A 23969-nucleotide genomic window follows, 5' to 3' on the forward strand; every position below is an offset into this window, starting at 1 on the left:
TGCTGCCGGGTTTCAATGAGGTTATCGACATAGCCACGCGTTGCCAGCACGACAGATGGATCGATTTTCAGCGTGATGTTATCGGTGCTACTGGTAATCAGCACCATGCGCACGGTCTGTGTGCGTCCGCTGCCCTCAACAAGCTGCGGCTTATAGCTTTCAGGGCAATTTCCCACAGCAATCAGCGCGCCGGTTTCATCGAACAATCCAACCTCACGAATCCACCACCCGCCCTCAGTTTCAGGGATCACCTGCTCAGCAATAATCTGGCTGCTGTTCTGCGGATCGATATACAGCATATTCAGTGCTGCGCGGCGCTTTTCAGCCACTAACGCGGTCTGTTGTGCGCTGGGAGTGGGCAGTGCTCCACCACCGTCACCCACCGCCATATGGGTAATTTTAAGCGGGATACCGAGCGCGGCGGCGCTAGCCAGTTTCGCCGCGCCGATATCCGTCAGCAGGGTGTAAAATTTTGCGCTCATGGGTTCACTCTCATCGTGTCAATAACATGGACCGCTCCGCCCTCATAGGCGGTGCCGCCGGAAATAATGGTTTCGTTGATGTACGGGTAGATCGTGATTTCTTCGCCGGTGTAGGTGGCTGCACCCACAAAATACGGACCGCCTGTCTGCAGGTTGATGGACATGCCAACCAGATGACGGCTGCATGGTTTGGCGTCACCGATCAGGCGCTCCAGCTCCAGATAGGTTTCTTCTGTTATCCCCTGGTCCTGCACGCCAATATCCAGACGGAACGTCCCCGGCGTTTCACCGGTCTGCCACCACTCAATGATGCGGATCAGGAAGCCGAACGGCTCCACCACGCGCCGCACGGCGCTGGTTGTCCCCTTGTGCTGATGGATATAAAACGCGTCCTGCACAACGCGGCGCTTGACGCTTTCTGTCCAGCCCTCATCCCAGCGGTCAACAGAAAACGCCCAGGCCAGATAAGGCAGGAATCTGATCGGGCAGGTTGCCGGGTTCCACAAATCACGCAGCGATACCTGCAGATCGGAAATCCCACTGCAGGTCTGCGCCAGTCGACGCTCAAGCGGCGACGAACCCGGCGGCAGCAGACTATTCATCCGTGCCCCCGTTGGTAACGCTCCATTCGGTACAGGATGCTGCCTGCGTCTTATCCAGCACCACATCATCCAGCGGGGACGCCAGCTCCACACGCTGGACGCCCTCCACGTGCAACGCGGCATAAATGGCACTGCGGCGGATATCACGTCCCAGTCGCGTCTGACTGGCGATGTATTTCTGCAGACTGGCTTTTGCTTCTGCCATCACCGGCTCAGCCTCCGGCCCCGGATACAGGAAGATCGTTGCGTCCACGCTGTACGGAATAATTTCTGCGCTGCGCACCGTCAGGCGGTCTGCCACCGGGCGAACCTTTTCACTGTTAAGCGCCTGCTCAACCACTGCCAGCAGGTCAGCCCCTGCTGTACCGTCACCCTCGCGACTCAGTACGGTAAGCACCACCTCTGCCGGTGCAGGACTGGTTGCGCTGGCATCAGCCACGCGCCCGTCGGCGCTTCTGGCGTGGAACTCATAGGCTCCCGTCGGCCCTGCAACGGACAGCCCCTCAAATGCTGCAGGAATACGCTGGCGTAATGCTTCATCACTTTCCATCACCGCGGCGACCGGCGGCACCGCGTCATTATCGGCAGGGACTACTGTCAGGCGCTTAACGTTGCAGTTACCTGCCAGTTGCTCAAGGTCATTTCCCATGGAATAGGCCACCATGACCGCCTGCGCAGCCTCATTAATACGCTGGCGCAGCAGGATTTCGCGGTAAGTATTTTCCTGCAGCAGTTTGGTGACAGGTTCTGACTCCAGCGCTAACGTGCGCATAACGGCCTCCTGTTCATCAGCCGGATGAAGGGCCACAAAGGCGGCCTTGCGTTCTGCCAGCAATGCCTCAAAGTCCGGCACATCCACAATCTGCGGCGGCGGTAGTTGGGAAAGATCAATGACTGCCATTGTCTGCTCCTGTTGATACGGAAAGGGAAACTGGCGCGCCGTTATTGCCGTGTCCGGTAAGTTCAACCACCATAGAGCCGTCAAAATTACCGTTGATAGTGATGGAATCCAGCGTAAGGCGCGGTTCCCAGCGGTTCAGCGCCACATAGACCGCAGACATAATCTGCAGGCGCAGCGCCGGGTTCTGCGGCTGGTCAATCAGGGCAGACAGCAGGGAGCCATATTCCCGACGGGCAAGACGGCTGCCCTGCGGAGTCAGCAGAATATCCCGCACCGACTGGCGCAGATGGTCTGTATCTGCAATGGCCTGCCCGTCATTCCTGCTCATACCGATATACAACGTCATACCGGTCCCCCTGTGTTGTCGCCGCCTTTCAGAACGCCAGTATGCTCATGGTCATCAACTACGATCCCGTTAGAACTCATTGCGCCGCCGCCCTGGGTGACGCCGCCATTGATCACCACCTCGCTGTTAATGCGCGTGGTGTCAGCCTCCACCACAAACTCACCGGTTTTGTAGGTGACACTGTCTGATGCCTCGATCACCATGGATTTGATGCCCCTGACATGCCACCGTCCGGTGGCGGGTTCATACTCAAACCATCCCCCGTCCGGGTACTCCGTCACGCAGCCGTCCACGGAATCCGACGGTGGCGGAAACTGATTGGAGTAGATAGCGGGCAGCACAAAAGCGGTTTCCAGATTGCCGCCCATGCTCAGCACCACCACCTGCTCATCCGGCGACGGACACCACCATGTACGGGCACCACCGGCGCGCAGCGTCAGCCAGTTAATCCAGTTGGTTTCAAGCTCGCCCACCTTTACCCGGCACAGCCAGTTTTTCCGGTCCACTTCGGTCACGGTGCCGGTGCGGATCAGATTGGTGATAAGGCGCATAATTTCGGTCAGTTGTGTATTCATAACGAAAGGTTGCCATCAGAGGGAAAAGGGAGGCAGCGCGGGCGCTTGTACCAGCGGTGGCACAAAGATCACCCCGCCAGCCAGCGCAGCAGGGTGTCACGGGTGACGGTTTCCACTTCTTCATTCACGCCCAGCAGGCGGCGCTCTGCGTAGCGGACCTCCGGGCCTTTTCGGCTGACGCGATCCCGCAGGCCGTAATGGTGAACACGGGCAATGCGCTGCACCTTGCCATCAAACTGCACGCTGGCGGAGTCCGCTCTGGTGGTGGTTTTCAGGTATTTTGTGGTGCGAAGCTTTGCAAACATCTGGCGTTTGATGCGTCCCTTCTTGCTGCGGGCAGTCACCCGGCGCGGCTCATAGCCGCTGCCGTCAGGATTACGCTGCAGCCTGATGTTCTGCTGCTGCGTCCGGCGCAGCTGTTGCGCCAGTTGCCGCATCATACGGCTGCGCGCGGCAGGCTCCAGATTCGCCAGTAGCGCCGTCAGCCAGTCATCCACCCTCTGCAGTTCATCCACGTTTCACCGTCCACATTTCTTCGGGTTCGTCCGGCTCCGGCACCGCTTCAACGCTTGACACGCTGCCGTTAGTGCTGACCAGCACGCGCTCCGTCAGTTGCAGGTTCAGGCTGATATCGCACACATCGTTGCGCAGAATATCCACTTCAAAGGTGAACAGTTTTTCGCGCAGCTCCGGGTTATTGATAGCATCCGGCTGGTTGTCACTTAGCCACAGCAGCACAGGAGCCATCAGCAGATTCTGGTCGCCGCTGAAATCCTCGATCACCACGTTCAGGGTGTAGCGGTATTCCCATGACATGGAACTGGCACCGGTTGCCACCAGTGAGCCGTTATCAACGAAAAGGTGCAGCTTGTCCGGGTTGTCGCGGACATAAGCAACCGCTTTATTCAGGGCGCTGCGTAAGGACTGCGGTTTGTTCACTGTCTCGCTCCTGACACGCAATAATCGTGTCCACTTTGTCAGCACAGACCGCCCAGGCGGCCTCGGTTTCATCCAGCACCGCGTTCAGATCGCCGTTACTGCGCGGCGCTGACCTTTCCAGACGGCACTGCGTCACTCTGGGACAGCCACTCACGGTAAGCTGCACCTCCGGCGAGGGCCGGACGCTCCCGCAGCCGGATAATGTCAGCAGGCAAAGGAGTATCAGCCCAGCGGCGCAAATCCTCATTTTCACGTTTCAGTTCCTCGATCCGGTGCTGGCGGCTGCGCAGAAGTGCGGTGGTCTGTTCCGCTGCCGCATAAAGCCGCGCCTGCTCCCGGCTGTTGGTTTCGGTCAGAATGGACAGGCCGATCAGCTGGCTGTTTTTCTTCGTCAGCTCCTGCGTTTTGCTTTTCAGCGCCGCGCCCAGCGTTTCGATGGTGTGGCTGGCATTGTTAAGCCGCCATGACTGCCAGCCCAGCGCCGCAAGTACCAGCGCCAGCACTACCGCCAGTGCACGCATCAGGCCGCCATCGGCTCATGAAGCTGCGCGCGGGCAATCTGATACAAAACCAACGTCAGCAGGTAAAACACTAGGGTGATCACCCATCCAGAAAACGCCAGGCACAGAACAATAAGCAGCCTGATTACCCATGTACGCACGGGTTTTACGGGGTGCGCCCTGAATTTCAGCAATGCCGCCCTGACCTCATCGCGCACCCGATCTCCGGCGAACCACCCGACAGCGCACAGCGCAGCAAGCAGCCAGGCGAGGAAGCATGACACCCAGACAGACGCACCAACCAGAACCGGCGCACCGCTGCGCGGATACAGCAGGCTGATAACCAACAGCGCAGCCCATGCCAGCTGGAAAAAAACGCTCATGACTTTCTTTTTCATTCCGTTATGCTCCTTTTAAGCACCAGGCCATTTCCCGCGCGCGGCGGTTGTCCAGCCCCTGATTAAACACACCTTTGACATATACCCAGCGCGGCAGTTGATGGCAGGCATCCGCCCAGCGCCGCTGGTTCAGCAACTTAACCAGCGTGGAGCTGCAGGCGTTGCCGGTGCCCACGTTGAAAGCAAACGACACCACCGCGTCATAGACCTTTTGCGGCACCGGCTGCACCACACATTTTTCCAGCGCCCGCTCCACGCGCAGCACGTTGGTGATAAGTCCCTGCGCCGCCTGCCGCTCCGTGATGGTTTTCCCCGGCACCACACCGGAAGTATTGCCGATCCCGTCAGTCCACACGCCCGCACTGCACTGATAAGGCTGCAGGCGGCATCCCTCGTAATCGGCAATCAGTTTCAGCCCCTCGACGGAGGTATGAAGCGACTGGAAACCGGGCAGCGTGGCGGCGATAGCCAGCACCGCCCCGACAAGGCAGCGCTTAACGATTGAAGGATTCATATTCCCCCCGCGAAATTTTGCCGCCACGTAACAATTTGAAAGACTGGTGTTTGTAGTACCAGTTGATAGCCAGCATCAGCACACCAATCAGTACGCCGCCAACCGTTGACGCATCCTTGAGCGACAGATCGCCCAGCCATGCCAGCAGCACGGCGATGCAGTAAGTGATAAAGGCGCTGATTCGTTCAAGCGTCATAATTCAGTCCCATAGCTGGACGGTCTGCGCCGTGGTTGACGCCGTAATGTCCGGCAGCTCCACCTGCAGCCCGTGCGGTAAAAATGGGCCGTACTCAGCCAGCCCCGGATTTGCCTGCAGAACCTGCTCAGTGACCCCCTGCGTGCGCCCGTAATGACGCCAGCAAAGCGCGTCCACCGTGTCATACTGATGCGCACGCACTTTCATCAGATAAGCTCCACCGTACAGTGCGGCGCATCCTGCACCCGGCTGATAGCCCAGCGGGCATCACGCCACAGATCGCCGCTGGCCTCCGCCAGCTCCTCCCCTCGCTTCACGCCTGACGCCGTGGCGTCATAGTCCTGATAACGCTCATTGAGCACAGCACGCGCCCAGCAAAAAACGGCGTTGTGGTAGTGCTGGATACGCTCGCTTTTGCCGTCCAGTATGTCCGCCGGAACCTCAGCCAGTGCCCGGTAGCCCAGCAACTGCTGGCGGTTGCGGAAGTCGTACAGCTCAGCGTTAACCTCAGAAATAGCCGTCAGCACAACCTGCTTTAAACGCGGCTGCGTCACCGTGCCGTCAGTTCGCATCACACTGCGAAATTCCGACAGGTCCACATCAGGCCAGAACGGCGTATTTTTGATGACCTCCGCCTGTTCCGGTGCCTGTTCGGGCGCAACAAACTTCATGCGGCTTTCTCCTGAATAAGTGGGCGGTGGACGGAATTTTGATGTGGCAGTGCCTTTCGCCATCCCGTGCCGCCCGTGCGCGGGGCACGTTCTTTAGCGGCTGTCATTGCGCAGTCTGCGCTCCAGCTGCTGCTTTTCTTTTTTCACACCGCAGCGGGGATCAAGCTGCAGCGCATGGGTAAGGTGATTCAGGGCAGACGCCGGGTTGCTTTCGCTCAGTACAGCGCCGATGGCTTTATGCAGGCGCGCCCGCGACTGGTCCGGCATATCCAGATCGGTTGTCAGGTCCAGCGTCTGCAGAAGCAGATCGGCATCAAAACCGACAGCAGCAAGCAGAGCGCTTTGCGCCGCGTCTGCCATTTCTTCTGCCAGCACGGTCTGCACGTTACGGTTGCCCAGCGGCATCACCCAGCCATGGCGCAGCGCATGACGCCCGATTTCCAGCGCACCGGCATAATCACCGGCGTCGATACGCCACAACATCACGTACATCAGCACGTCATCCTGCTGCGCGCCTCCGGCAGCCAGCACGCCCTCTGCCCAGGCAGAATATTTCGGCAGCAGCTCCACCTTGATTTCCGCCTTTTTCACCGTGGACTGGATGCCTTTAAGCCTGCGGCGATCTTCTGCCAGTTGCAGCAGCATCAGGTCATAACCCGACGCATGGCGAACACTGCCGCCCTCACGGGCGGCCTGTTCGGCCTGAATGCGCAGGCGGTGCTGCCGTGCGGGACTCAGGCTCATGCGTTACTCTCCGTTTCCTGTTTCTGCTGCAGGCGGGATGAAATCACCGATTTCGATGTTTTCCACCAGTGCCGCGCAGCGGTAGTCCTCGACCACATACGCCTCGTTGACGGATTCAAAGTTTTCAATCCGGTCGCGTTTCGGGTTGTCGATAACTGAACGGCGGCGGGTGTCTTCCTGCCAGTAGATGGACAGGTTATCCAGACGGGTGATCAGCAGGGCATTTGCCGGGAAGAAAGGCGCGCGCACAGCCTGCAGGCCGCCCATGCGTTTCTGGCTGATGATCAGATCGGCGGCGATTTTCTCGCTGTTGTCCTGCTCTTTGTTGACCAGCGGGAAATACTTGTCAGACAGCAGTTCACGTCCGCAGACAACAACCAGCTCGTCATCATCCTGATACTCCACATCGATCAGCTCGTTGACGGTATCCATCACCACCGCGTCAAGATTTACATACTTACCACCCGGACCGACTTTTACCGGTTCTGCAGTAGTGGTGCCGTCTTCTGCGGTTTTGCTGCCCATGACGTGATCCGGCGCATCTTCGCGGATTTTCTGCAGCCAGCCTTTATTGACGTCCTGCAGCAGCGGGTTTTCAGCACGGTTGGAGGTTTTGGCGCGCTTCACGCCGTTAAAGCCGATCATGATGCGGTCCAGCGCCTGACGCTTGACGATGGCGTTGCGAATACGCACCTGGAAGTCCTGGAATTTCGCCCACAGGTCCAGTTTTGCGTAGGTCAGCACCGTATCAAAGTTGGTCTGCTCGCATTTGTATTCCACGTCTTCCATCAGCGTCGGATCGGTAGGCTCGCGCTCTTTGGTGGTGGTATCGGTGGTTCCGGCAATGGTGCTGCCAACGCCCAGCCCCAGCAACTGACCGGACTGCTCAGTGACCGGCGTGATGTTAATCAGCGTCAGGAAAGCGGCGGACTGCTGGATCTGGTCTTCCAGCGTCTGCTGCACGGACGGCTCCACGGTAAACTTGCTGGACAGTTCTTCAACCTCCACACCGTTCAGGCGCGCCAGTTGCTGCAGGTAAGCGTTAAAGGCAAAGCGGGTTTTCTTTTTCATCGGGTTTTATGCTCCATCAGCAATTGGTCAGGGTGCCTGCCGGTGCGTCACCGCCCGGCGCGCGCTGGCGGTAATCCTTGCGGCTGTCTTCACGGCTCAGCTGCTGCTGTAACTCGGCAAAGGCGGCCTGCTGTTCCTGCAGGGAGGACTCCAGCGCGGAAAGGCGTTCACCGTTTTCAGCCAGGGATTTATCAGTGCGCTCGCTCAGGTTCTGCTGCTCGGTGGCGACAAGTTCCACGGCTTTATGCACGTCTGAGAAACGCGCATCGTCGGTCTGCTCTTTTTTGGTGAACAGCGCGGTGACGCGGGCAAAGAGGGACGGCTTTTCGTCCTGGGCTTCTTCAAGTTCGATCAGCGTTTCAACCGCTTCCGAAAACAGGTTTTCAGGGTTCTGCTTACGGTTTGCCAGCGGGTTATGTGCGGCGCTGGCGCTGAAAGCCAGCATTTCGGTGCCAAGGCTCGCAGGATCGTCTGTCGCACCCAGCCCCACAAGGTAGGCTTTGCCGGTGTCGGCAAACTTCGTGCTGACCTCCATGGAGGTGAAAAGCTTCTGGCCTTTTTTCACCAGTTCCACCAGGGCGTCAGTGGGTTCGATATCGGCATAAAGTGCCATCTTGCCCGCCAGCGGGCCGTCCTGGATTTCTTCTGCAACCAGCCCCGTCACCCTGCCATAGCGGTTAAACGTGCTCTCCGGCAGATAAGACTTGATGTGCTCAAGGTTAATCAGCGCGGTATAGACCGTCGGGTTGTAGCTGGCAGCCATCTGTACCAGCCATTCACGCTGGATCTCGCGCCCGTCAGTGGTGGCACCTTCCACCCCGATACGGAAACGCTTTGCTTTCACTGTCATGAGCCATGCTCCGTTAGAAATAACTTACTGGAGCCTTATGTTTGCGGTGATGGGGGGAGTGAGACAACGCGCTGTATTTGTACGGTAAACCACACAAAACGCAGCCGGGGAAAGCCGCCATACAAGGCCGTATGTTTGGGCCATGAACACGACACTGACCCCCGCAGACCTCGATCCCCGTCGGCAGGCCATGCTGCTGTACTTTCAGGGATACCGCGTAGCCCGCATTGCTGAAATGCTGGGCGAAAAAGTTGCAACCGTTCACAGCTGGAAAAAACGCGACAAGTGGGGCGACTATGGGCCGCTGGATCAAATGCAGCTCACCACCGCCGCACGTTACTGCCAGCTCATCATGAAGGAGCAGAAAGAAGGGAAAGACTTCAAGGAAATTGACCTGCTGGCGCGCCAGTCAGAGCGCCATGCCCGGATCGGAAAATTTAACGATGGCGGGAACGAAGCTGATTTAAACCCGAAAGTAGCCAACCGAAACAAAGGCCCACGCAGACAGCCGGAAAAGAACGTTTTCACCGACGAACAGATCGAAAAGCTGGAAGAAGTCTTCCACGCCTCTATGTTCGACTATCAGCGTCACTGGTTTGAAGCAGGAAAAACAAACCGCATCCGTAATCTGCTCAAGTCGCGCCAGATTGGCGCCACGTTTTATTTTGCCCGTGAAGCATTGATTGACGCCCTGCTGACCGGACGCAACCAGATTTTCCTTTCTGCCAGTAAGGCACAGGCGCACGTGTTTAAGCAGTACATCATCGACTTTGCCAAAGAAGTTGAGGTGGAGCTGAAAGGCGATCCCATGGTGCTACCCAATGGCGCTGCATTGTACTTCCTCGGCACCAACGCCCGTACGGCGCAGAGCTACCACGGCAACCTGTACCTGGATGAATATTTCTGGATACCGAAATTCCAGGAGCTGCGCAAGGTTGCCTCCGGGATGGCCATTCACAAGAAATGGCGACAAACCTACTTTTCCACGCCGTCCAGCCTGACCCACAGTGCGTATCCGTTCTGGTCCGGTGCGCTGTTTAACCGGGGCCGCGCCAAAGCGGACAAGGTGGATATTGACCTGACCCACAGCAACCTTGCGCGCGGCCTGCTCTGCCCTGACGGACAGTACCGCCAGATCGTCACCGTGGAAGATGCGGTGCGCGGCGGCTGTAACCTGTTCGACCTCGACCAGCTGCGCATGGAGTACAGCCCGGACGAATACCAGAACCTTCTGATGTGCGAATTTATTGACGATCTGGCGTCAGTATTCCCGCTCAGCGAGCTGCAGGCGTGCATGGTGGATAGCTGGGAAGTCTGGACCGATTTTCAGGCGCTGGCGCTTCGCCCGTTTGGCTGGCGGGAAGTCTGGATCGGTTACGACCCGGCGAAAGGTACACAGAACGGTGACAGCGCCGGGTGCGTGGTTATGGCCCCGCCAACGGTCCCGGGCGGCAAGTTCCGCATTCTGGAGCGCCACCAGTGGCGCGGGATGGACTTCCGCGCCCAAGCAGACGCCATCAAGCAGCTTACCCAGCAGTACAACGTGACTTACATCGGCATCGACTCAACGGGTGTAGGTCACGGCGTTTATGAGAACGTGAAAGCGTTCTTCCCTGCCGTGCGGGAGTTTGTCTACAACCCCAACGTCAAAAACGCCCTAGTGCTCAAGGCATACGACATTATCAGCCACCGCCGTCTGGAGTTCGACGCCGGGCATACTGACATTGCGCAGTCCTTTATGGCAATCCGCCGCGCCACTACCGCCAGCGGCAACCGTCCGACCTATGAAGCCAGCCGCAGCGAAGAAGCCAGTCACGCAGATTTGGCATGGGCAACGATGCACGCACTGTTTAACGAACCGCTGCAGGGCGAATCCGCCAATACCAGCAATATTGTGGAGATTTTTTGATGAGTGAACACGACACCCTGAGCAGCACCGCGCCAGTGCAGGAGGCCGAACAGCAGAAGAATACAACTCACGCCGAAGCGTTCAGCTTTGGCGATCCGATCCCGGTACTGGACCGCCGCGAACTGCTGGACTATGTGGAATGCGTACAGATGGACAGATGGTATGAACCACCGGTGAGTTTTGACGGGCTGGCACGGACTTATCGCGCCGCCGTGCATCACAGCTCGCCAATTGCCGTCAAACGCAACATTCTGACCAGCACCTTTATCCCACATCCGCTGCTGAGCCAGCAGGCGTTCAGCCGCTTTGTGCAGGACTACCTTGTGTTCGGTAACGCCTATCTGGAGAAACGCACCAACCGCCTTGGCGGTATTCTGTCGCTGGAGCCGTCGCTGGCGAAATACACCCGCCGCGGAATCGATCTTGATACCTATTGGTTTGTGCAATATGGCATGACCACGCAACCCTATGAATTCACCAAAGGCAGTATCTTTCACCTGATGGAACCGGATTTAAACCAGGAGATTTACGGCCTGCCGGAATATCTGTCCGCCATCCCTTCCGCCCTGCTGAACGAGTCCGCCACGCTGTTCCGTCGCAAGTATTACATTAACGGCAGTCATGCGGGGTTCATCATGTACATGACCGATGCGGCGCAGAATCAGGAAGACGTGAACAATATCCGCCAGGCCATGAAAAGCGCCAAAGGGCCGGGCAACTTCCGCAACCTGTTTATGTACTCGCCCAACGGTAAAAAAGACGGCATCCAGATCATTCCACTGTCAGAAGTAGCGGCTAAGGATGAATTTCTGAACATCAAGAATGTGAGCCGCGATGACATGATGGCAGCGCACCGCGTGCCGCCGCAGATGATGGGCATCATCCCCAATAATACCGGCGGCTTTGGCGATGTAGAAAAGGCCAGCCGCGTCTTTGTCCGCAACGAGCTAATACCGCTGCAGAAGCGACTGCAGGAACTTAACGACTGGCTGGGCGAGAAAGTGATTAAATTCACGCCCTATATTCTTGAAGAGGAATAATTCTTAACTTATTTTTTTCGTCTTTGCTCACGCCTTGTCCGGGCTTCGATAAGGCGCTGAGGCTCAGTATAAAGCCGTTCTAAAAAAAGATAGGTAAAATCTTCAAGATCCTCAGCGGCTGCCTTATCCAAAATCCCCTCATGGGCACCATCATTTCCATCATCTTTGACACACTCAGCCAGCTCTCTCAAAGACTCAGGTAAAAGGTGATTATCAAAGAGCCACTCCATTCTTAACCCTAGGCTTCTTTTTATTTTCTGTGCAGGCCCTTGTTCACCTTCAGGAACAAGACCTTTAGTCGCGTAATCAAGACAAAGTCTAAACATGGTTGCCGCTGCATTATAACAGCCGATTGCCAGACATTTTGCCCCTTCCTCATATGCGTTGTTTATGTGTTCAGGCAAAAATTCAGGTGGTTCATCTACGGCTATGTCAGCGGGTGAAACAGGTCTGCCCACTTCAACAACTTCCCTTAGCCCAAAAAGCCCACTCCCCCAATTGTAACCATCTAACGTTTTATTTTTTTCCAAAGGCCAGCACATAAACATAGTCGTTTGACGACATTCTCGACAAACGCAGTAAATCTCGTACTCGTACGTTTTTGCTCCACCTAGGTTTGTGTAAACTTTAGTGCAATTCAATCCATTAAAATCAAAAGAAATTTTTTGTGAACCACACCTTGGACAGTCGTCCACTAACGTCACCATGTCAGCCCCCTCCTACTGGTGAAACTTATGCCTTACTATTGAACATCAACGGCTTGAAAACCCAGCCCTTTGATACCACAAATTCACAAATTCAACCATGAGCGCGCGCTCGTATCCCCGCCACGCCTGCCCGCTTTATATAGCGGTTTTCATGCACCCGCATAAGGTAAGCAAAAGCCCGCCAGTTCAGGCGGGCCCTAGCATAAACGATCCTAAAACGATCATGCGGATTCATGCGGCATTGACATGCACTGTTGTTAGCTTGGTTTAGTTCGCGATGCCAATTTCTTTCAAAATTTTAGGCATTTCCGTTTTATTTATTCCTGTTCTGAATAAAGCGAAATTTTTCATTTTTTTTGCTTGCTGCCCTTTTGAAATAGTAATCTTTCCTGATGACAATAACTCAGCGTCAAAAAAATAACATATTTTAGAGTTTGAATTCTCCATGTTTGCCCTTATACAATTCCATATATCTTCTTTTTTCTGCTCACACATTTTAGGTCCAAAAATTATGCCTTTGATAGCACTGGTATCGTGATGAAAAATATGCCCAACATTTCGATTCACACGCCCTTGAGCATGCCGCTCGTTACCTATTCCGGCATTTGCTTCCGGAATAAACATTCGATACTCAGATTCATACTTCCAAAATCTATTTTTAGTTAAGAACAACTCTGTTACATTGGCTTTTGGGTCTAAAAGCGAAACCTCTTTAGCCTGATTACTATATGTTATTGGCTTAACCGGAAAATTAAACTTATGTGGCGACAATAAGTTATCTCTAACTTGCAATCCAGTATAGGGTATGCCGTCAATATTAAAGTCTTGTGTTTCATAAATAACAACGCAACCACTAAAGCCAGCGGCATAATGTGCCCACATCATACGATCTAGTGCTTTGGTTGAAAATGATACACTGAACACTGCAGGAACTATTTTTCTATACAGTCTTTCTTTAATACTGTTCTCACATAGTGTCACCAAATATTGTTGTGGATCAGAAATATTCGCATAAATAGTGTGGTTAATCTCATTGATAGGTAGCATACCATCATATATGATTTTACGTATCTCATCGACGTGTGAGTCAAACAAGTTATCTAATGCTTCAAGGCCACTATTTATTTTTTTCCCTCTAAAAATACGATTCAACCCCCTATGTATATTAAGATTACTCAAATCTAATATATGACTCAAATCTGCATATGATTTATCGCAAGGTGAGCGTAATAAAACATCCCACAATTTCAATTTATTATCGAAGCGATAGTCTATATTAAGATCGTTAGGGTCATTCAATTGTGCGCGGGCTGAAAAATATAATTCATTATAACGGATAGCTTTCTCAAAGAAAAAATCCTGACGGTAATATTTAAATAGATACATGACATTACCTGTGACATTGCAATATTAATCAACAACTGAGTGATAACAGTTTACTTTTATTGACAATATCCTATTCTGCATAAACCACTGTGTAAAGTTAATTTTTAAATTCCCTATCCGGCAGTAACCATGCTTCAACTGCCATATAAGAATCATTAGGAAATTCTGAGTTAAAACTTACTCAAAGAGAGAAAAATTCGCGTCAAATTCATGACTTATTAGCTCCACTTTCGTAATAGCTATCAAGTAACCAAGGCCATCAGATAAAGACACCGGATACTCCAGCTCAAGCCAGAAACAATCATCATAAGTTCTTCCCATCCAGTATCCGCCGCCGCACTCTTTTGGGCGTTGAAAGAAAACCCACTGACCGGGAATGATTGTTTCCAGCTTTTGACCGCGATATACAATTTGATACTTGTTGTCTTTAGACCCCATAGCTAACGCCTCGCATAGCTCGTTGTTCAACCTTGCGAGCGCCAGAACTACGTTCTGCTTCTCACAACGTTATCTAATGTAACCAGCTGTCGTCCTCCCAGACCTGCTGCATAATTTCCATCACTCGTTTTTTGTCTTCATCCAGTTTTAACCCGCTCAGTTCAACACCATTGGCACTGCCCTTACGGATACGAATTGCTGTTTTGGGATACAGAGGGCGCAAATTACGGTAAAGCTCGGATTCAAGGGCTTCCAGTGTGGCCTGGCTAATCTTCTGCTCTTTATCGATCATTATTTCAATGCGCATACAGATTCCCTTTAACTGGTAACGTCCATTGACCGGCTGTATTCATGGCTGCGAATTTTCGCCATCAACTCGTCTGTCAGTTCGGACACCCACTGGATAGCCAGCCGCTTTTCTTCGTCGCTGCACTCACTAGCCGCTACAAGCTTGATAAAAAAATCAATACGCTGGAGCTTCAATGACTCCAAAAGATAGTCCTGCATCTTCCCTCCTATCATTACACGGATACACAAACACTGTATATATACCCACTGTTTATATAAACAGTACAGTAGGAAGAAAAAAATGTAAAACTCTTTTTTGTCAGTTAATTGGATGTACTGACGCCAGTCAATAAAGCACGAAATGTTAAACAGCATCCTTAGTACCATTGACGCCATTTGTCATCCTCCTGCAGCCTCTGGTTACGGTAAAAAATACGTAAACCGGCACCGGATGGAATGCTGCCGCCACGCAGAAGCAAATCAATCTCAGATGCACTACCTTCAAACCCTCTGGCAGTCAGTTCTGCCTCAAGCTGCAGGCGCTGCTGCTCCGAAATACTCTGTATGTATGCTTTTTTCCGCTTCGGTTTTACCAGTCTCAACCTGGCTGTCAGCTCCCGTCGTTCCTTCTGGCCCATGTTGTGGAGATATTCCTGCAGCTCCTTCTCATCCATGGTTTTAATATCGGGTAAATCACCCCCTGATTTGTTCAGATTTTCAACAGGGGGACAGTTATTGCCACGAGTCCAAGGGGCGCAAGCGCCCTGGTCGGCTGTCGCCTCCTGAAGGTCAACGGCCTTACGAACCATTTTCCACTTCACTGCATGAGTGCAGATCCGGCCCTCAATGATCGGGGACCAGATGCCATAAATTCGGACACCATGATCGCCGTAGGAGCTCGGCTCCTCGTTGAGCTCGTAGGCAGTTCTGACAAGGTGATGTTTACGGGGAACTAGGACGCCACCCTGCTTCATGATGTAGGTGGCAAAACAGCCAGCATCAGCTGCAGCCAGCACAGCATCCAGACGCGGGTTTTCCAGTACGGGCGCGCCTGCCTTCTTTTCACCCTGCGCCCTGGCAGCCTGACCGGCCAGAAGGCGCAGCTCGCGGTACGCCTGGCGGCCAGGGATACCAAAGAAGCGGAATTGCTGGACACGGTGCAGCGAAGCCCAGGCGTTTACGTTCTCAGCGTTATCGCGCAGTGATTTGCCCGTTTCTTTACTGATTTCCTGCGCCAGCCCGCGCCCGTCGATGTTCTTGCTGATGTATTTGGCGATATAACTTGTCGGCGTACCCTTGCGTGGGTTGATAAGCTCAGACTTGAAGCGCGGCCCGGTATTGGTACCCAGCTCCTCGCGGTCCTCACGAATGGCGAATTTACGCAGCAGCGCGGTGATGGATTTGCGGTCTTTTTTGCGCATGAAGCAAAGCAGGTGCCAGTGCACGGTGCCGTCATGGTGTGGCTCAGCAACGCGAACGCCATACCAGCGCAGCCCGGCTTTGTGCATAGACTTACGGAAGGCGGCAAACATATTTACCAGGTAATCGCTACTCTGCCGGACCGTGGCACTGGTCCATTTCGGGTTTGGCCTGCCGTTATTGAGCGTCGCGTGAAAGCGTGACGGACAGGTGATGGTATAGAACACAGCGCATTCACCACGCATTTCTGCGATCAGCTCCAGCCCCTTAACGCAGGCCATCATTTCGTTGCGCCGGTGCGCCGGATTGCTGCTGCTGGCGTTTACCACTTCCTCCATATCCAGCGTGTCACCTTCGGCATTAACCAGCTCATGCGAGCGGAAAAACTCCAGTGATTTGCGGCGCTGTTCGCGTTTGTGGATCACGGCTTCATAGCTGACATACGGAGACGCTTTTTTGTTAACCAGGCAGACAGCGCGCAGCTGTTCTTCCCGCCATTCACACCGCATCTTCCACAGTTTGCGATACCACCAGTCCGCGCAAAGCATACGGGCAAGCGAGCCCGGAATAAGCTCGTATGGGACCGGGTTACGGCGGTGCTTTTTACGGCGCAGCTGCTCGAAAGCAGGCGGGATAACATCAACGCGCATGGCCTCAGCGGCCACCCTTTCCCATGACCGGCGGATCTCTTCCGGCGTAACGTCTTCATCCGTAAACAACTCACCGCAGGCAGCATCCAAACACATGCTCATATGTGCCGCCACCAGGGTGGATAATCGCTTAACCTGCTCCTGGTTCATTTCGGGCAGGACAAGTAAGCCCTCCATCCCGTCATGGCTCGCCATAAAACGGAATGAAGCAGAAATCTGGCTGGTACGCACGCGCTCCAGGCGTTCAAGGCACGGCCTGATGGTTTCACGCAGATAGCGGGAATATGCCTTCGGCTTGCCCAGTCCCTCGAAATATTTAATCCGTTCAAGCAGCGGCTTACTGATATGCGCCGGTTGGGCGCACACGTCAGCAACGATGACCAGATCGGGGTTGAATTGCTGCTGTTCACGGGCCATTTTGGCACGGCTTATCAGCTGGTCCTGCTCCATTTCTCGCTGAACAGGATCACGGGATTCATTGTAGAAATAGCGTTCCCAGACCTCATTACTCAGTGCCTCGCGGCGCAGCTGTTCCTGCTCGTTATCCGCAGCATAGAGAGTAATGAGGTTTGAAAGCGCAGACTCCGGCGCAACTTGCGCCGGGTCCAGATAGGGATTGACCGCCTTTCTTGGCGGATTCCATGAATAAATGCTCATTCACAAAGACCGTAACGTGATGAGCAGACTGAAGTGTCCATACTGGCCTTGACCAGGTCATATACTTTTCCTCCGCGACCTGTTTTAGCCCATTCCACGACCTCATCAACTCCCGGGGAATTAAGGTTTCCGCGTGGGCCATAAAACCCAGACCAATCAATATGCTGCACTTCTGGAACAAGGTTATAGAGCTGGACGCTTCGCCCCAGAGGTAAATCAAATTTCTTCATCCAGCGCTGGCTTATCTCGCCGACACTCATCCAATGTACCCAGCGAGAAGTTAGTCGAACCCTCAGCTCCCACTCTTTGTGCTTTTCAATATGCTCAGGCCAACGGGCTGCCGTCTCTGCTATTTCCTCCTTGTTGCATAGCACGCAGTTCATGCATCCAACGCGTGACGCCCCTTGGGTGTAAAGCGGGTTTGGTGAAATACCAAAGTATTTATGAAGTGCGAATACATCCGCCGCGGTCCACTGATGAATCGGAAGGAAGTTGTACAAAAAATCAGGGTCGCGCTGATCTTTAGAAAATCGCTCATAACCCGCTCGTTTTGATGACTCATCAGCCCGAACGCCGGACCACTGAACCACTACATCCCCATCATCAAGCAGAGGCTTTATAGCAGCATCAAAGGCGATCTGAATCTTGAGTTCATCCGTGCAAAAACGGTCTCTGAGCATGGGGAATTTCCCATGTAGCAATGCAGCATCCAGAAAACTATTACCACTCGGCTGCATAACGGAAAGCGCTGCCTCCAGAGCTGTTTCAAACTCAATGCCCCAGCGTTCAGCTGTACGCAACCATGCCTGACCAAATTTGGTATCCGAGCGGGCCAGCGATGGCATGATTACGCCACGATAAGCACCCATCCGAATTGCCTGTCGCTTGGGCCAGCGTTCTATGAGCGATTTACGGCGACGATCGAACTCTGCGTCGGTATAAATGCGCTTAACAATCTGAACGGGTTTACAACCAATGTGATGATGAATATTTCGTGCATACTCAACGGTCAATTCATGTTCATTGTCTGTATCTGCCATCACATTTTGTACGCGATCTCCGAACAGATGATGTGCAATCGTAGCTGTTGTCGTGCTGTCTTTTCCGGCAGAGAAGTTAACGATAATTTTGTGATCTGATGGAATTCTGAATTCATTGAGATAACGGGCATATGAAACTTCAATTTCACGAATCATCGCGCTGATATCGGTCGGCACAATTACTGCTGCGGAATTATTCATACGCGCACCTCACGCACAACGGAGTAATCACGGCCGCCTGCTAAATCAACCCCAACGCAAACCTTTGGTTTAATTACAGCTATCAGTTCGTCTGCCTTTTTACCCCCGCCCGCGGCTACGCCAATGCTGCGTTTTGTGCTGATACGGTGAATGGCGAAATTTCGGTAAAACGAACGAATCAGGCGGGTGTCGCTATTTGATACGACGATTGGGTGCCCCTCTGATGACCGGCGCACCAGAATAGATGCCAAATCATACTGGTCATCATCAGAGAACCCGGCTGTGTGATAACCGCTAAAGGTACCGTCATAAGGTGGATCACAGTAGACAACATCACCCGCCTGGAGTATTGCCAGCGTTTCGTCATAGCTGGCGCAGATGAACGTGGCACGCACTGCCTTTTCAGCAAAGGTCAGGATTTCTGCATGAGGGAAATATGGATTTTTATAATTACCGTAGGGAACATTAAATTTCCCACGTTGGTTATAACGACACAACCCACGATAACAATGGCGATTTAAATACAGGAATAATGCGGCGCGCTCCAGCGTGGTAAGAGATGTATCTTCGTTAAAACGCAGACGATTTTCATAATATTTTTCAGCACTGTTATCTTCGCTGAATAATACCAATGCAACCTGTATTAATTCCTCAGGATGGTAGGCCGCTTTCTTATACAAATTAATAAGGTCAGCGTTGATATCCGCGACAAGATAATGAGGATAGTCTGTTGCCATCATCACAGCGCAGGAACCAGCGAAAGGTTCAACCAGTCGATGGCCATCTGGGAGGTGCTTTTTGAGTTCGGACATGATGGCGGTTTTGTTTCCCGCCCATTTCAGGATAGTGCTCATACGACGCCTCCGTTGTAGTGCTTGCCTTTAAGCTCTGCGATTTCCTGACAGGTCACACAGCACTGCACCCCCGGAATAGCACGGCGGCGAGCTGGAGGGATCGGTGCATCGCATTCGATGCAAAGCACACGGGAAACGCCCGGCGCTCTGTTGCGGGCAGTGTGGATGTGGCGCTGGCGTTCTTCTTCAACGCGCTGTTGTACGAGGTCCATAGAGTCAACCATTAGTGCAGCTCCTGAGATTCGTTTTCGTAGCGGGTTGCTTCGCAGCGCAGTAGTTCAGCCGCTTCAACACCGTTTAACCCTTTGTTGGTGATGTGGGTTGCCAGCGCCTCAAGGCGGATTGAAACTGCGAGCGCGCGGCCTTTGCGCTCCTCACGTTTGGCAATATCGATCACCGCCATAAGCGAATCGGTTTCGGCTACAAACTTTTTTCGTAATTCTTTCTGCATTGTTCTCTCTCCTGAATTTGGGCAAAAGAATGCCCGGCGGGTTTACGCCATTAATTTCTGTTGTGGGTTAATTCGGCATGGTTAGCCGTTTGGGAAATAAGCTCACCACTGCACGAAAATGATTCATTGCTTTAACCAGTTCCCGCTTTTCGTCAGTAGTCAGATCACTAATATTGACGCCGTGACGTTCTGCCGGAATTTTTGCCATAAAGAATATGGCAGCCAGTGCGCGCTCATTTTGTTTATGGTTTATATCGCGACGGTCGCGCATATCTTTAATGAACCTTTCAAGCTCTGTCTCAATATTCAAACCAAACACACTCGCCCTTAATTCAGCTATATGGTTCAGTCCTTCAAGCCGTTGACCCGGGCTTAGTGGTACAGTCGCAGAAGTATCTTCAATAGCCATGGTTTCACCTGTTTGGTAGTGGTCAGCCCTGCCAGTAGTTCTTCCTGAGAGCGGGACGGGTGCCAGCGCTTGCCATCTTTCCCGATAATCCAGCCATGGCCGCAGTGCATACCCTGGCTTTGTTTAACCAAAAGCGATGCGAATGAGGGTTCTTTATTAAGCATGAGCACCTCAGATCAGACCAAAAGACGCGCTGAGGCCCGTCACTGTATCAACAGCACTTGCCATTGCCGGGTTGTACTGCAGGCGCGCATGCATGGAAACAGCTGTAAGTGCCATTAAGCGAGTGACAGAATTGATGCTTTCGATAACCTGCCGACGTTCGGTTGTTGTCTGGTGTTCGCCAGAAACAGCGCTTGCTGCAACACGACCAATCTCTGCTGTAGCATTCAAAACGTAATGAGGCATTTTCTCGCTGGCTACTTCGTTCAGCGGCACACATGGAAGGCAATGGATTTGAGCCAAGAACCCATCAACCAGCGTGGAGTCCTCTGTGATATCCGTCAGCAGCCAAATATCCGGCGCGGTAAGTTGATGCGGTTGTTCCGGGTTCAGTTTGTTGCGCAGTGTCTGGACATTCATGCCTGCTCGATCTGCAAGCTTCGCCATGTTGTGCCGCAGTGCGAAAGCGCGACAGGCATCATCAAAGTGTGGATGTTTGGAAATCTTATAATCAAACATGTGAGCCCCTCAAAAAGTTCTCATAATCGAACTTACTGACCAACAATGACGCGGAAGTTGGAATGACCAAGGGACTCACGAACCTGATCGGTTTTGTACATCAAGTAGCGAAGACATACGCGACCCTTGTTTTTATCCTTTTTAACCATGTATTTAGCCAACTGGCCATGGTGAATTTTTTGATAAACAGAGCCGCGGGAAATGCCTTCCCATTCCGCGAACTCTGCAGGTGTAGCCATCTCTTTTGGTACACGAATTGAAATATCGGTGCTCATAGTGCAGTATCTCTCAGTTAAGGTTTGGTTTATGTCGTTTTATCTTGTTTTATGCGATTCAATACTTGAACAATCGAGATACTACGATCCAATATTTGATACGTCAATAGGGTTAAAAAATGATACAGGTGAAAGCTGGCGAGAATACAGGGGGTAGAGAGGCTATCCATAGGTTAATGGCTGCCTATGATTTTAAGTCCAGACAGCAGCTATGCGATCACCTAGGTGCATCTAAAAGCACTATGGCTAACAGGTACTTAAGAGACAGTTTCCCTGCAGAATGGGTGATTCAATGTGCTCTTGAAACGGGCGTTTCTTTACTCTGGCTTACCACAGGTCAAGGTGAACCCGGAACAAAAATTGATGATAAAAAAAGTATCAATTTAGTGAACTCTGGCAAGGTTAAACCTCTTTCTGAACTTGTATCGCCCGAGATCGACAAGGTTAATCTCATGGGAGGTTCGCTGGTTGAAGCCGGGAAGGCCATAATTGATAGCAGCCTGCTTCCCCCTGACTCAAGCGAGCTGCTTCTCGTAAATACCAAAGGCGATTCATATTTAGTTGACCGTAACCAGACACCACCTGTGAATGGGATGTGGTTGGTCGATATCGACGGAATAAAAAGCATTGTTAAGCTAACTCGCCTGCCGGGAAACAGATTAGTTGTGCATCAAGATGATTCTTCGTTTGAGTGCAGCCTGGATGATATTGAGGTTGTTGGCCGCGCATTGAAAATCATCAAGAGCCTTTGATATGACCATCAGAAAACAGCCGAACGGAAAATGGTTGTGCGAGTGTTACCCGAACGGGCGTAACGGCAAGCGCGTGCGCAAGCAATTTGCGACAAAGGGGGAGGCTGTAGCATTCGAAAACTTCACCATGGATGAAGTGAACAAAAAGCCGTGGCTGGGTGAAAAGGAAGATCGGCGGCGTTTGTCGGAATTGATTGAGCAGTGGCACTCCCTTTACGGCCAGACGCTCGCAGACCCCAAGCGCCTAATGGCGAAACTCAATATTATCTGCAATGGCCTGGGCGATCCCGTCGCCTCTGAGTTAACGGCCGGTGACTTTACAAAATATCGCGAAGCACGATTAAAAGGTGAAGTACGTAACGAAGACGGCGCGCTGATGTCGCCAGTTAAGCCCCGCACGGTAAACCTGGAACAGCGTAACTTATCATCCGTTTTTGGCACCCTGAAAAAGCTGGGCCACTGGTCAGCGCCTAACCCGCTCGCCGGGTTACCAACATTCAAAATTGCAGAGGGGGAACTGGCGTTCCTGGCCCAAGACGAAATCAAACGCCTGCTTGATGCCTGCGCTGATTCTCAAAGCCCCAGCCTGTTGATGATCGCAAAAGTATGCCTCGCCACCGGGGCACGGTGGAGTGAAGCCGAAAACCTGCAGGGCCATCAGTTATCTAAATACCGGATCACCTATACCAAAACTAAAGGCAAGAAAAACCGAACCGTACCGATATCAAAGGATCTGTATGACGAACTCCCCAAAAATAGAGGGAAGCTATTCACGCCATGCAGAAAAGCCTTTGAGCGTGCAGTAAAAAGAGCGGGGATCGACTTGCCTCAAGGCCAGTGCACGCATGTGCTACGCCATACATTCGCCAGTCACTTTATGATGAACGGCGGAAACATACTTGTGCTTAAAGAAATTTTAGGTCATGCCGATATAAAGATGACAATGATTTATGCGCACTTTTCTCCAGATCATCTGGAGGATGCGGTAACTAAAAACCCTCTGGCTAATTTGGATGGAGAAAAATAGAAAGTGCTTTTAAATGATTATACCCAACAGTACCCATGGATACCGTACCTCCTTATCTCCCTGTACTTATTGTATTTAGGTATCGAATTATATATATGCATTTCAAAAAAATGTTTTGATATGAATGAAAGGCCATTAACAAGACAATATCTATTTAAGCAATCGATCAGAATCCCATTATTTTCATCATTATATTTTGGTATATTTTCCTGGCTAGGACACTCTCCCCAGTTCGATAGCGATGGTTTGGTAATGACTCCAACTTATTGATAGTGTTTTATGTTCAGATAATGCCCGATGACTTTGTCATGCAGCTCCACCGATTTTGAGAACGACAGCGACTTCCGTCCCAGCCGTGCCAGGTGCTGCCTCAGATTCAGGTTATGCCGCTCAATTCGCTGCGTATATCGCTTGCTGATTACGTGCAGCTTTCCCTTCAGGCGGGATTCATACAGCGGCCAGCCATCCGTCATCCATATCACCACGTCAAAGGGTGACAGCAGGCTCATAAGACGCCCCAGCGTCGCCATAGTGCGTTCACCGAATACGTGCGCAACAACCGTCTTCCGGAGCCTGTCATACGCGTAAAACAGCCAGCGCTGGCGCGATTTATCCCCGACGTATCCCCACTGTTCGTCCATTTCCGCGCAGACGATGACGTCACTGCCCGGCTGTATGCGCGAGGTTACCGACTGCGGCCTGAGTTTTTTAAATGGCGGAAAATCGTGTTGAGGCCAACGCCCATAATGCGGGCGGTTGCCCGGCATCCAACGCCATTCATGGCCATATCAATGATTTTCTGGTGCGTACCGGGTTGAGAAGCGGTGTAAGTGAACTGCAGTTGCCATGTTTTACGGCAGTGAGAGCAGAGATAGCGCTGATGTCCGGCAGTGCTTTTGCCGTTACGCACCACCCCGTCAGTAGCTGAACAGGAGGGACAGCTGATAGAAACAGAAGCCACTGGAGCACCTCAAAAACACCATCATACACTAAATC

Annotated in this window: 35 protein-coding genes and 1 pseudogene; 4 read left to right on the plus strand and 32 right to left on the minus strand. The window is 52.6% G+C overall.

The window, feature by feature from the left end:
* Nucleotides 1–20: 20 nt before the first annotated feature.
* From GPJ68_RS18735 to GPJ68_RS18810, 17 genes and pseudogenes are all read right to left on the minus strand, one after another.
* Nucleotides 21–482 (minus strand): annotated as a pseudogene (locus GPJ68_RS18735) (phage tail protein); the annotation flags it as partial.
* A complete protein-coding gene (locus tag GPJ68_RS18740) occupies nucleotides 479–1084 on the minus strand; it encodes a phage tail protein I (RefSeq protein WP_019077479.1) in 606 nt (201 codons plus the stop codon). The gene GPJ68_RS18740 and the pseudogene GPJ68_RS18735, both read right to left, overlap by 4 nt.
* Nucleotides 1077–1985, minus strand: a complete 909-nt coding sequence (locus tag GPJ68_RS18745) for a baseplate assembly protein (protein ID WP_180836910.1) — start codon at nucleotides 1983–1985, stop codon at nucleotides 1077–1079. Before GPJ68_RS18745 ends, GPJ68_RS18740 begins: the two co-directional genes overlap by 8 nt.
* Nucleotides 1972–2331, minus strand: a complete 360-nt coding sequence (locus GPJ68_RS18750) for a GPW/gp25 family protein (protein WP_016150803.1) — start codon at nucleotides 2329–2331, stop codon at nucleotides 1972–1974. The genes GPJ68_RS18745 and GPJ68_RS18750 overlap by 14 nt, the downstream gene beginning before the upstream one ends.
* A complete protein-coding gene (locus GPJ68_RS18755; protein WP_019077481.1) occupies nucleotides 2328–2906 on the minus strand; it encodes a phage baseplate assembly protein V in 579 nt (192 codons plus the stop codon). Before GPJ68_RS18755 ends, GPJ68_RS18750 begins: the two co-directional genes overlap by 4 nt.
* 68 nt (nucleotides 2907–2974) lie before the next feature.
* Nucleotides 2975–3421 (minus strand): phage virion morphogenesis protein, encoded by a 447-nt coding sequence (locus GPJ68_RS18760; RefSeq protein WP_019077482.1) that lies wholly within the window; start codon nucleotides 3419–3421, stop codon nucleotides 2975–2977.
* Entirely contained in the window at nucleotides 3414–3845 is a 432-nt protein-coding gene (locus GPJ68_RS18765) for a phage tail protein (protein ID WP_001528539.1), read from the minus strand. Before GPJ68_RS18765 ends, GPJ68_RS18760 begins: the two co-directional genes overlap by 8 nt.
* A complete protein-coding gene (gene lysC, locus GPJ68_RS25005) occupies nucleotides 3808–4056 on the minus strand; it encodes an Rz1-like lysis system protein LysC (RefSeq protein ID WP_223151184.1) in 249 nt (82 codons plus the stop codon). The genes GPJ68_RS18765 and lysC overlap by 38 nt, the downstream gene beginning before the upstream one ends.
* Nucleotides 3941–4369 (minus strand): Rz-like lysis system protein LysB, encoded by a 429-nt coding sequence (gene lysB / locus GPJ68_RS25255; RefSeq protein WP_029139631.1) that lies wholly within the window; start codon nucleotides 4367–4369, stop codon nucleotides 3941–3943. The genes lysC and lysB overlap by 116 nt, the downstream gene beginning before the upstream one ends.
* Nucleotides 4366–4743, minus strand: coding sequence for a DNZ54_00345 family protein (locus GPJ68_RS18775; protein WP_126287303.1), 378 nt, complete (start codon nucleotides 4741–4743; stop codon nucleotides 4366–4368). The genes lysB and GPJ68_RS18775 overlap by 4 nt, the downstream gene beginning before the upstream one ends.
* A gap of 4 nt (nucleotides 4744–4747) precedes the next feature.
* Nucleotides 4748–5257, minus strand: a complete 510-nt coding sequence (locus GPJ68_RS18780; protein WP_019077486.1) for a lysozyme — start codon at nucleotides 5255–5257, stop codon at nucleotides 4748–4750.
* Nucleotides 5238–5453, minus strand: a complete 216-nt coding sequence (locus GPJ68_RS18785) for an HP1 family phage holin (RefSeq protein ID WP_000171565.1) — start codon at nucleotides 5451–5453, stop codon at nucleotides 5238–5240. The genes GPJ68_RS18780 and GPJ68_RS18785 overlap by 20 nt, the downstream gene beginning before the upstream one ends.
* A gap of 3 nt (nucleotides 5454–5456) precedes the next feature.
* Nucleotides 5457–5660, minus strand: a complete 204-nt coding sequence (locus tag GPJ68_RS18790) for a tail protein X (RefSeq protein ID WP_000868184.1) — start codon at nucleotides 5658–5660, stop codon at nucleotides 5457–5459.
* Nucleotides 5660–6124 carry a head completion/stabilization protein gene (locus GPJ68_RS18795; protein ID WP_019077487.1) on the minus strand — a complete coding sequence of 155 codons (465 nt, stop codon included), beginning with the start codon at nucleotides 6122–6124 and terminating at the stop codon, nucleotides 5660–5662. Before GPJ68_RS18795 ends, GPJ68_RS18790 begins: the two co-directional genes overlap by 1 nt.
* 93 nt (nucleotides 6125–6217) lie before the next feature.
* Nucleotides 6218–6868 carry a terminase endonuclease subunit gene (locus tag GPJ68_RS18800; protein WP_019077488.1) on the minus strand — a complete coding sequence of 217 codons (651 nt, stop codon included), beginning with the start codon at nucleotides 6866–6868 and terminating at the stop codon, nucleotides 6218–6220.
* A gap of 3 nt (nucleotides 6869–6871) precedes the next feature.
* Entirely contained in the window at nucleotides 6872–7939 is a 1068-nt protein-coding gene (locus GPJ68_RS18805) for a phage major capsid protein, P2 family (RefSeq protein WP_180836912.1), read from the minus strand.
* A gap of 16 nt (nucleotides 7940–7955) precedes the next feature.
* Entirely contained in the window at nucleotides 7956–8789 is an 834-nt protein-coding gene (locus GPJ68_RS18810) for a GPO family capsid scaffolding protein (RefSeq protein ID WP_019077489.1), read from the minus strand.
* Nucleotides 8790–8931: 142 nt separating this feature from the next.
* Between GPJ68_RS18810 and GPJ68_RS18815 the strand changes: the two genes are divergently transcribed.
* Together GPJ68_RS18815 and GPJ68_RS18820 are read left to right on the plus strand one after the other, a co-directional pair.
* Entirely contained in the window at nucleotides 8932–10698 is a 1767-nt protein-coding gene (locus tag GPJ68_RS18815; protein WP_019077490.1) for a terminase ATPase subunit family protein, read from the plus strand.
* Entirely contained in the window at nucleotides 10698–11738 is a 1041-nt protein-coding gene (locus GPJ68_RS18820; RefSeq protein WP_019077491.1) for a phage portal protein, read from the plus strand. Before GPJ68_RS18815 ends, GPJ68_RS18820 begins: the two co-directional genes overlap by 1 nt.
* Nucleotides 11739–11746: 8 nt before the next feature.
* Here the strand turns inward: GPJ68_RS18820 and GPJ68_RS18825 are convergent, their stop codons facing one another.
* From GPJ68_RS18825 to GPJ68_RS18890, 14 genes are all read right to left on the minus strand, one after another.
* Nucleotides 11747–12445, minus strand: coding sequence for a DUF4145 domain-containing protein (locus GPJ68_RS18825; RefSeq protein ID WP_019077492.1), 699 nt, complete (start codon nucleotides 12443–12445; stop codon nucleotides 11747–11749).
* A 267-nt stretch (nucleotides 12446–12712) separates the two neighbouring features.
* Entirely contained in the window at nucleotides 12713–13831 is a 1119-nt protein-coding gene (locus GPJ68_RS18830; RefSeq protein ID WP_180836914.1) for a DUF2971 domain-containing protein, read from the minus strand.
* Nucleotides 13832–14008: 177 nt separating this feature from the next.
* The gene (locus GPJ68_RS18835) at nucleotides 14009–14269 is read right to left on the minus strand and encodes a hypothetical protein (protein ID WP_126896364.1); all 261 of its coding nucleotides are present in this window, start codon (nucleotides 14267–14269) and stop codon (nucleotides 14009–14011) included.
* 73 nt (nucleotides 14270–14342) lie between these two features.
* Nucleotides 14343–14576, minus strand: a complete 234-nt coding sequence (locus GPJ68_RS18840; protein WP_019077494.1) for a DinI family protein — start codon at nucleotides 14574–14576, stop codon at nucleotides 14343–14345.
* A gap of 11 nt (nucleotides 14577–14587) precedes the next feature.
* Nucleotides 14588–14776 (minus strand): hypothetical protein, encoded by a 189-nt coding sequence (locus tag GPJ68_RS18845; protein ID WP_001154444.1) that lies wholly within the window; start codon nucleotides 14774–14776, stop codon nucleotides 14588–14590.
* 158 nt (nucleotides 14777–14934) lie between these two features.
* The gene (locus GPJ68_RS18850) at nucleotides 14935–17283 is read right to left on the minus strand and encodes a replication endonuclease (RefSeq protein WP_180836916.1); all 2349 of its coding nucleotides are present in this window, start codon (nucleotides 17281–17283) and stop codon (nucleotides 14935–14937) included.
* Nucleotides 17280–18524 carry a phosphoadenosine phosphosulfate reductase family protein gene (locus GPJ68_RS18855; protein WP_180836918.1) on the minus strand — a complete coding sequence of 415 codons (1245 nt, stop codon included), beginning with the start codon at nucleotides 18522–18524 and terminating at the stop codon, nucleotides 17280–17282. Before GPJ68_RS18855 ends, GPJ68_RS18850 begins: the two co-directional genes overlap by 4 nt.
* Entirely contained in the window at nucleotides 18521–19378 is an 858-nt protein-coding gene (locus GPJ68_RS18860) for a DNA adenine methylase (protein ID WP_180836920.1), read from the minus strand. Before GPJ68_RS18860 ends, GPJ68_RS18855 begins: the two co-directional genes overlap by 4 nt.
* Nucleotides 19375–19602, minus strand: a complete 228-nt coding sequence (locus GPJ68_RS18865; RefSeq protein WP_180836922.1) for a TraR/DksA family transcriptional regulator — start codon at nucleotides 19600–19602, stop codon at nucleotides 19375–19377. The genes GPJ68_RS18860 and GPJ68_RS18865 overlap by 4 nt, the downstream gene beginning before the upstream one ends.
* On the minus strand, nucleotides 19602–19829 hold the full coding sequence (locus tag GPJ68_RS18870; RefSeq protein WP_085017201.1) for a DUF2732 family protein: 228 nt from the start codon (nucleotides 19827–19829) through the stop codon (nucleotides 19602–19604). The genes GPJ68_RS18865 and GPJ68_RS18870 overlap by 1 nt, the downstream gene beginning before the upstream one ends.
* A 67-nt stretch (nucleotides 19830–19896) precedes the next feature.
* Complete coding sequence (locus GPJ68_RS18875; protein ID WP_180836924.1) at nucleotides 19897–20238, minus strand: DUF5347 domain-containing protein; 342 nt, start codon at nucleotides 20236–20238, stop codon at nucleotides 19897–19899.
* Entirely contained in the window at nucleotides 20202–20402 is a 201-nt protein-coding gene (locus GPJ68_RS18880; protein ID WP_180836925.1) for a phage filamentation protein Fil family protein, read from the minus strand. Before GPJ68_RS18880 ends, GPJ68_RS18875 begins: the two co-directional genes overlap by 37 nt.
* A 7-nt stretch (nucleotides 20403–20409) precedes the next feature.
* On the minus strand, nucleotides 20410–20919 hold the full coding sequence (locus tag GPJ68_RS18885; protein WP_180836927.1) for a phage regulatory CII family protein: 510 nt from the start codon (nucleotides 20917–20919) through the stop codon (nucleotides 20410–20412).
* A 32-nt stretch (nucleotides 20920–20951) separates the two neighbouring features.
* The gene (locus GPJ68_RS18890) at nucleotides 20952–21194 is read right to left on the minus strand and encodes a Rha family transcriptional regulator (RefSeq protein WP_142431645.1); all 243 of its coding nucleotides are present in this window, start codon (nucleotides 21192–21194) and stop codon (nucleotides 20952–20954) included.
* 119 nt (nucleotides 21195–21313) lie between these two features.
* Here GPJ68_RS18890 and GPJ68_RS18895 point away from each other — a divergent pair, with 119 nt between their 5' ends.
* A complete protein-coding gene (locus GPJ68_RS18895) occupies nucleotides 21314–21946 on the plus strand; it encodes a phage repressor protein CI (RefSeq protein ID WP_180836929.1) in 633 nt (210 codons plus the stop codon).
* Between the two features lies 1 nt (nucleotide 21947).
* Entirely contained in the window at nucleotides 21948–22973 is a 1026-nt protein-coding gene (locus GPJ68_RS18900; RefSeq protein ID WP_180836931.1) for a site-specific integrase, read from the plus strand.
* A 263-nt stretch (nucleotides 22974–23236) separates the two neighbouring features.
* Here the strand turns inward: GPJ68_RS18900 and GPJ68_RS18905 are convergent.
* A protein-coding gene (locus GPJ68_RS18905) for an IS1-like element IS1B family transposase (RefSeq protein ID WP_235611130.1) occupies nucleotides 23237–23934 on the minus strand; the annotation gives its coding sequence in 2 pieces (ribosomal slippage) (nucleotides 23237–23685 and nucleotides 23685–23934; 699 coding nt in all).
* Nucleotides 23935–23969 lie beyond the last annotated feature (35 nt).

This window comes from Citrobacter sp. 172116965, from assembly GCF_013458095.1.
Classification (GTDB): Bacteria; Pseudomonadota; Gammaproteobacteria; order Enterobacterales; family Enterobacteriaceae; genus Citrobacter; species Citrobacter braakii.

Excerpts from the sequence above, each read along its gene's own strand:
- GPJ68_RS18740 (WP_019077479.1), bottom strand. The coding sequence starts at position 1,084 with ATGAATAGTCTGCTGCCGCCGGGTTCGTCGCCGCTTGAGCGTCGACTG.
- GPJ68_RS18745 (WP_180836910.1), bottom strand. The coding sequence starts at position 1,985 with ATGGCAGTCATTGATCTTTCCCAACTACCGCCGCCGCAGATTGTGGAT.
- GPJ68_RS18750 (WP_016150803.1), bottom strand. The coding sequence starts at position 2,331 with ATGACGTTGTATATCGGTATGAGCAGGAATGACGGGCAGGCCATTGCA.
- GPJ68_RS18755 (WP_019077481.1), bottom strand. The coding sequence starts at position 2,906 with ATGAATACACAACTGACCGAAATTATGCGCCTTATCACCAATCTGATC.
- GPJ68_RS18775 (WP_126287303.1), bottom strand. The coding sequence starts at position 4,743 with ATGAAAAAGAAAGTCATGAGCGTTTTTTTCCAGCTGGCATGGGCTGCG.
- GPJ68_RS18780 (WP_019077486.1), bottom strand. The coding sequence starts at position 5,257 with ATGAATCCTTCAATCGTTAAGCGCTGCCTTGTCGGGGCGGTGCTGGCT.
- GPJ68_RS18785 (WP_000171565.1), bottom strand. The coding sequence starts at position 5,453 with ATGACGCTTGAACGAATCAGCGCCTTTATCACTTACTGCATCGCCGTG.
- GPJ68_RS18790 (WP_000868184.1), bottom strand. The coding sequence starts at position 5,660 with ATGAAAGTGCGTGCGCATCAGTATGACACGGTGGACGCGCTTTGCTGG.
- GPJ68_RS18795 (WP_019077487.1), bottom strand. The coding sequence starts at position 6,124 with ATGAAGTTTGTTGCGCCCGAACAGGCACCGGAACAGGCGGAGGTCATC.
- GPJ68_RS18800 (WP_019077488.1), bottom strand. The coding sequence starts at position 6,868 with ATGAGCCTGAGTCCCGCACGGCAGCACCGCCTGCGCATTCAGGCCGAA.
- GPJ68_RS18805 (WP_180836912.1), bottom strand. The coding sequence starts at position 7,939 with ATGAAAAAGAAAACCCGCTTTGCCTTTAACGCTTACCTGCAGCAACTG.
- GPJ68_RS18810 (WP_019077489.1), bottom strand. The coding sequence starts at position 8,789 with ATGACAGTGAAAGCAAAGCGTTTCCGTATCGGGGTGGAAGGTGCCACC.
- GPJ68_RS18815 (WP_019077490.1), top strand. The coding sequence starts at position 8,932 with ATGAACACGACACTGACCCCCGCAGACCTCGATCCCCGTCGGCAGGCC.
- GPJ68_RS18820 (WP_019077491.1), top strand. The coding sequence starts at position 10,698 with ATGAGTGAACACGACACCCTGAGCAGCACCGCGCCAGTGCAGGAGGCC.
- GPJ68_RS18825 (WP_019077492.1), bottom strand. The coding sequence starts at position 12,445 with ATGGTGACGTTAGTGGACGACTGTCCAAGGTGTGGTTCACAAAAAATT.
- GPJ68_RS18830 (WP_180836914.1), bottom strand. The coding sequence starts at position 13,831 with ATGTATCTATTTAAATATTACCGTCAGGATTTTTTCTTTGAGAAAGCT.
- GPJ68_RS18835 (WP_126896364.1), bottom strand. The coding sequence starts at position 14,269 with ATGGGGTCTAAAGACAACAAGTATCAAATTGTATATCGCGGTCAAAAG.
- GPJ68_RS18840 (WP_019077494.1), bottom strand. The coding sequence starts at position 14,576 with ATGCGCATTGAAATAATGATCGATAAAGAGCAGAAGATTAGCCAGGCC.
- GPJ68_RS18845 (WP_001154444.1), bottom strand. The coding sequence starts at position 14,776 with ATGCAGGACTATCTTTTGGAGTCATTGAAGCTCCAGCGTATTGATTTT.
- GPJ68_RS18850 (WP_180836916.1), bottom strand. The coding sequence starts at position 17,283 with ATGAGCATTTATTCATGGAATCCGCCAAGAAAGGCGGTCAATCCCTAT.
- GPJ68_RS18855 (WP_180836918.1), bottom strand. The coding sequence starts at position 18,524 with ATGAATAATTCCGCAGCAGTAATTGTGCCGACCGATATCAGCGCGATG.
- GPJ68_RS18860 (WP_180836920.1), bottom strand. The coding sequence starts at position 19,378 with ATGAGCACTATCCTGAAATGGGCGGGAAACAAAACCGCCATCATGTCC.
- GPJ68_RS18865 (WP_180836922.1), bottom strand. The coding sequence starts at position 19,602 with ATGGTTGACTCTATGGACCTCGTACAACAGCGCGTTGAAGAAGAACGC.
- GPJ68_RS18870 (WP_085017201.1), bottom strand. The coding sequence starts at position 19,829 with ATGCAGAAAGAATTACGAAAAAAGTTTGTAGCCGAAACCGATTCGCTT.
- GPJ68_RS18875 (WP_180836924.1), bottom strand. The coding sequence starts at position 20,238 with ATGGCTATTGAAGATACTTCTGCGACTGTACCACTAAGCCCGGGTCAA.
- GPJ68_RS18880 (WP_180836925.1), bottom strand. The coding sequence starts at position 20,402 with ATGCTTAATAAAGAACCCTCATTCGCATCGCTTTTGGTTAAACAAAGC.
- GPJ68_RS18885 (WP_180836927.1), bottom strand. The coding sequence starts at position 20,919 with ATGTTTGATTATAAGATTTCCAAACATCCACACTTTGATGATGCCTGT.
- GPJ68_RS18890 (WP_142431645.1), bottom strand. The coding sequence starts at position 21,194 with ATGAGCACCGATATTTCAATTCGTGTACCAAAAGAGATGGCTACACCT.
- GPJ68_RS18895 (WP_180836929.1), top strand. The coding sequence starts at position 21,314 with ATGATACAGGTGAAAGCTGGCGAGAATACAGGGGGTAGAGAGGCTATC.
- GPJ68_RS18900 (WP_180836931.1), top strand. The coding sequence starts at position 21,948 with ATGACCATCAGAAAACAGCCGAACGGAAAATGGTTGTGCGAGTGTTAC.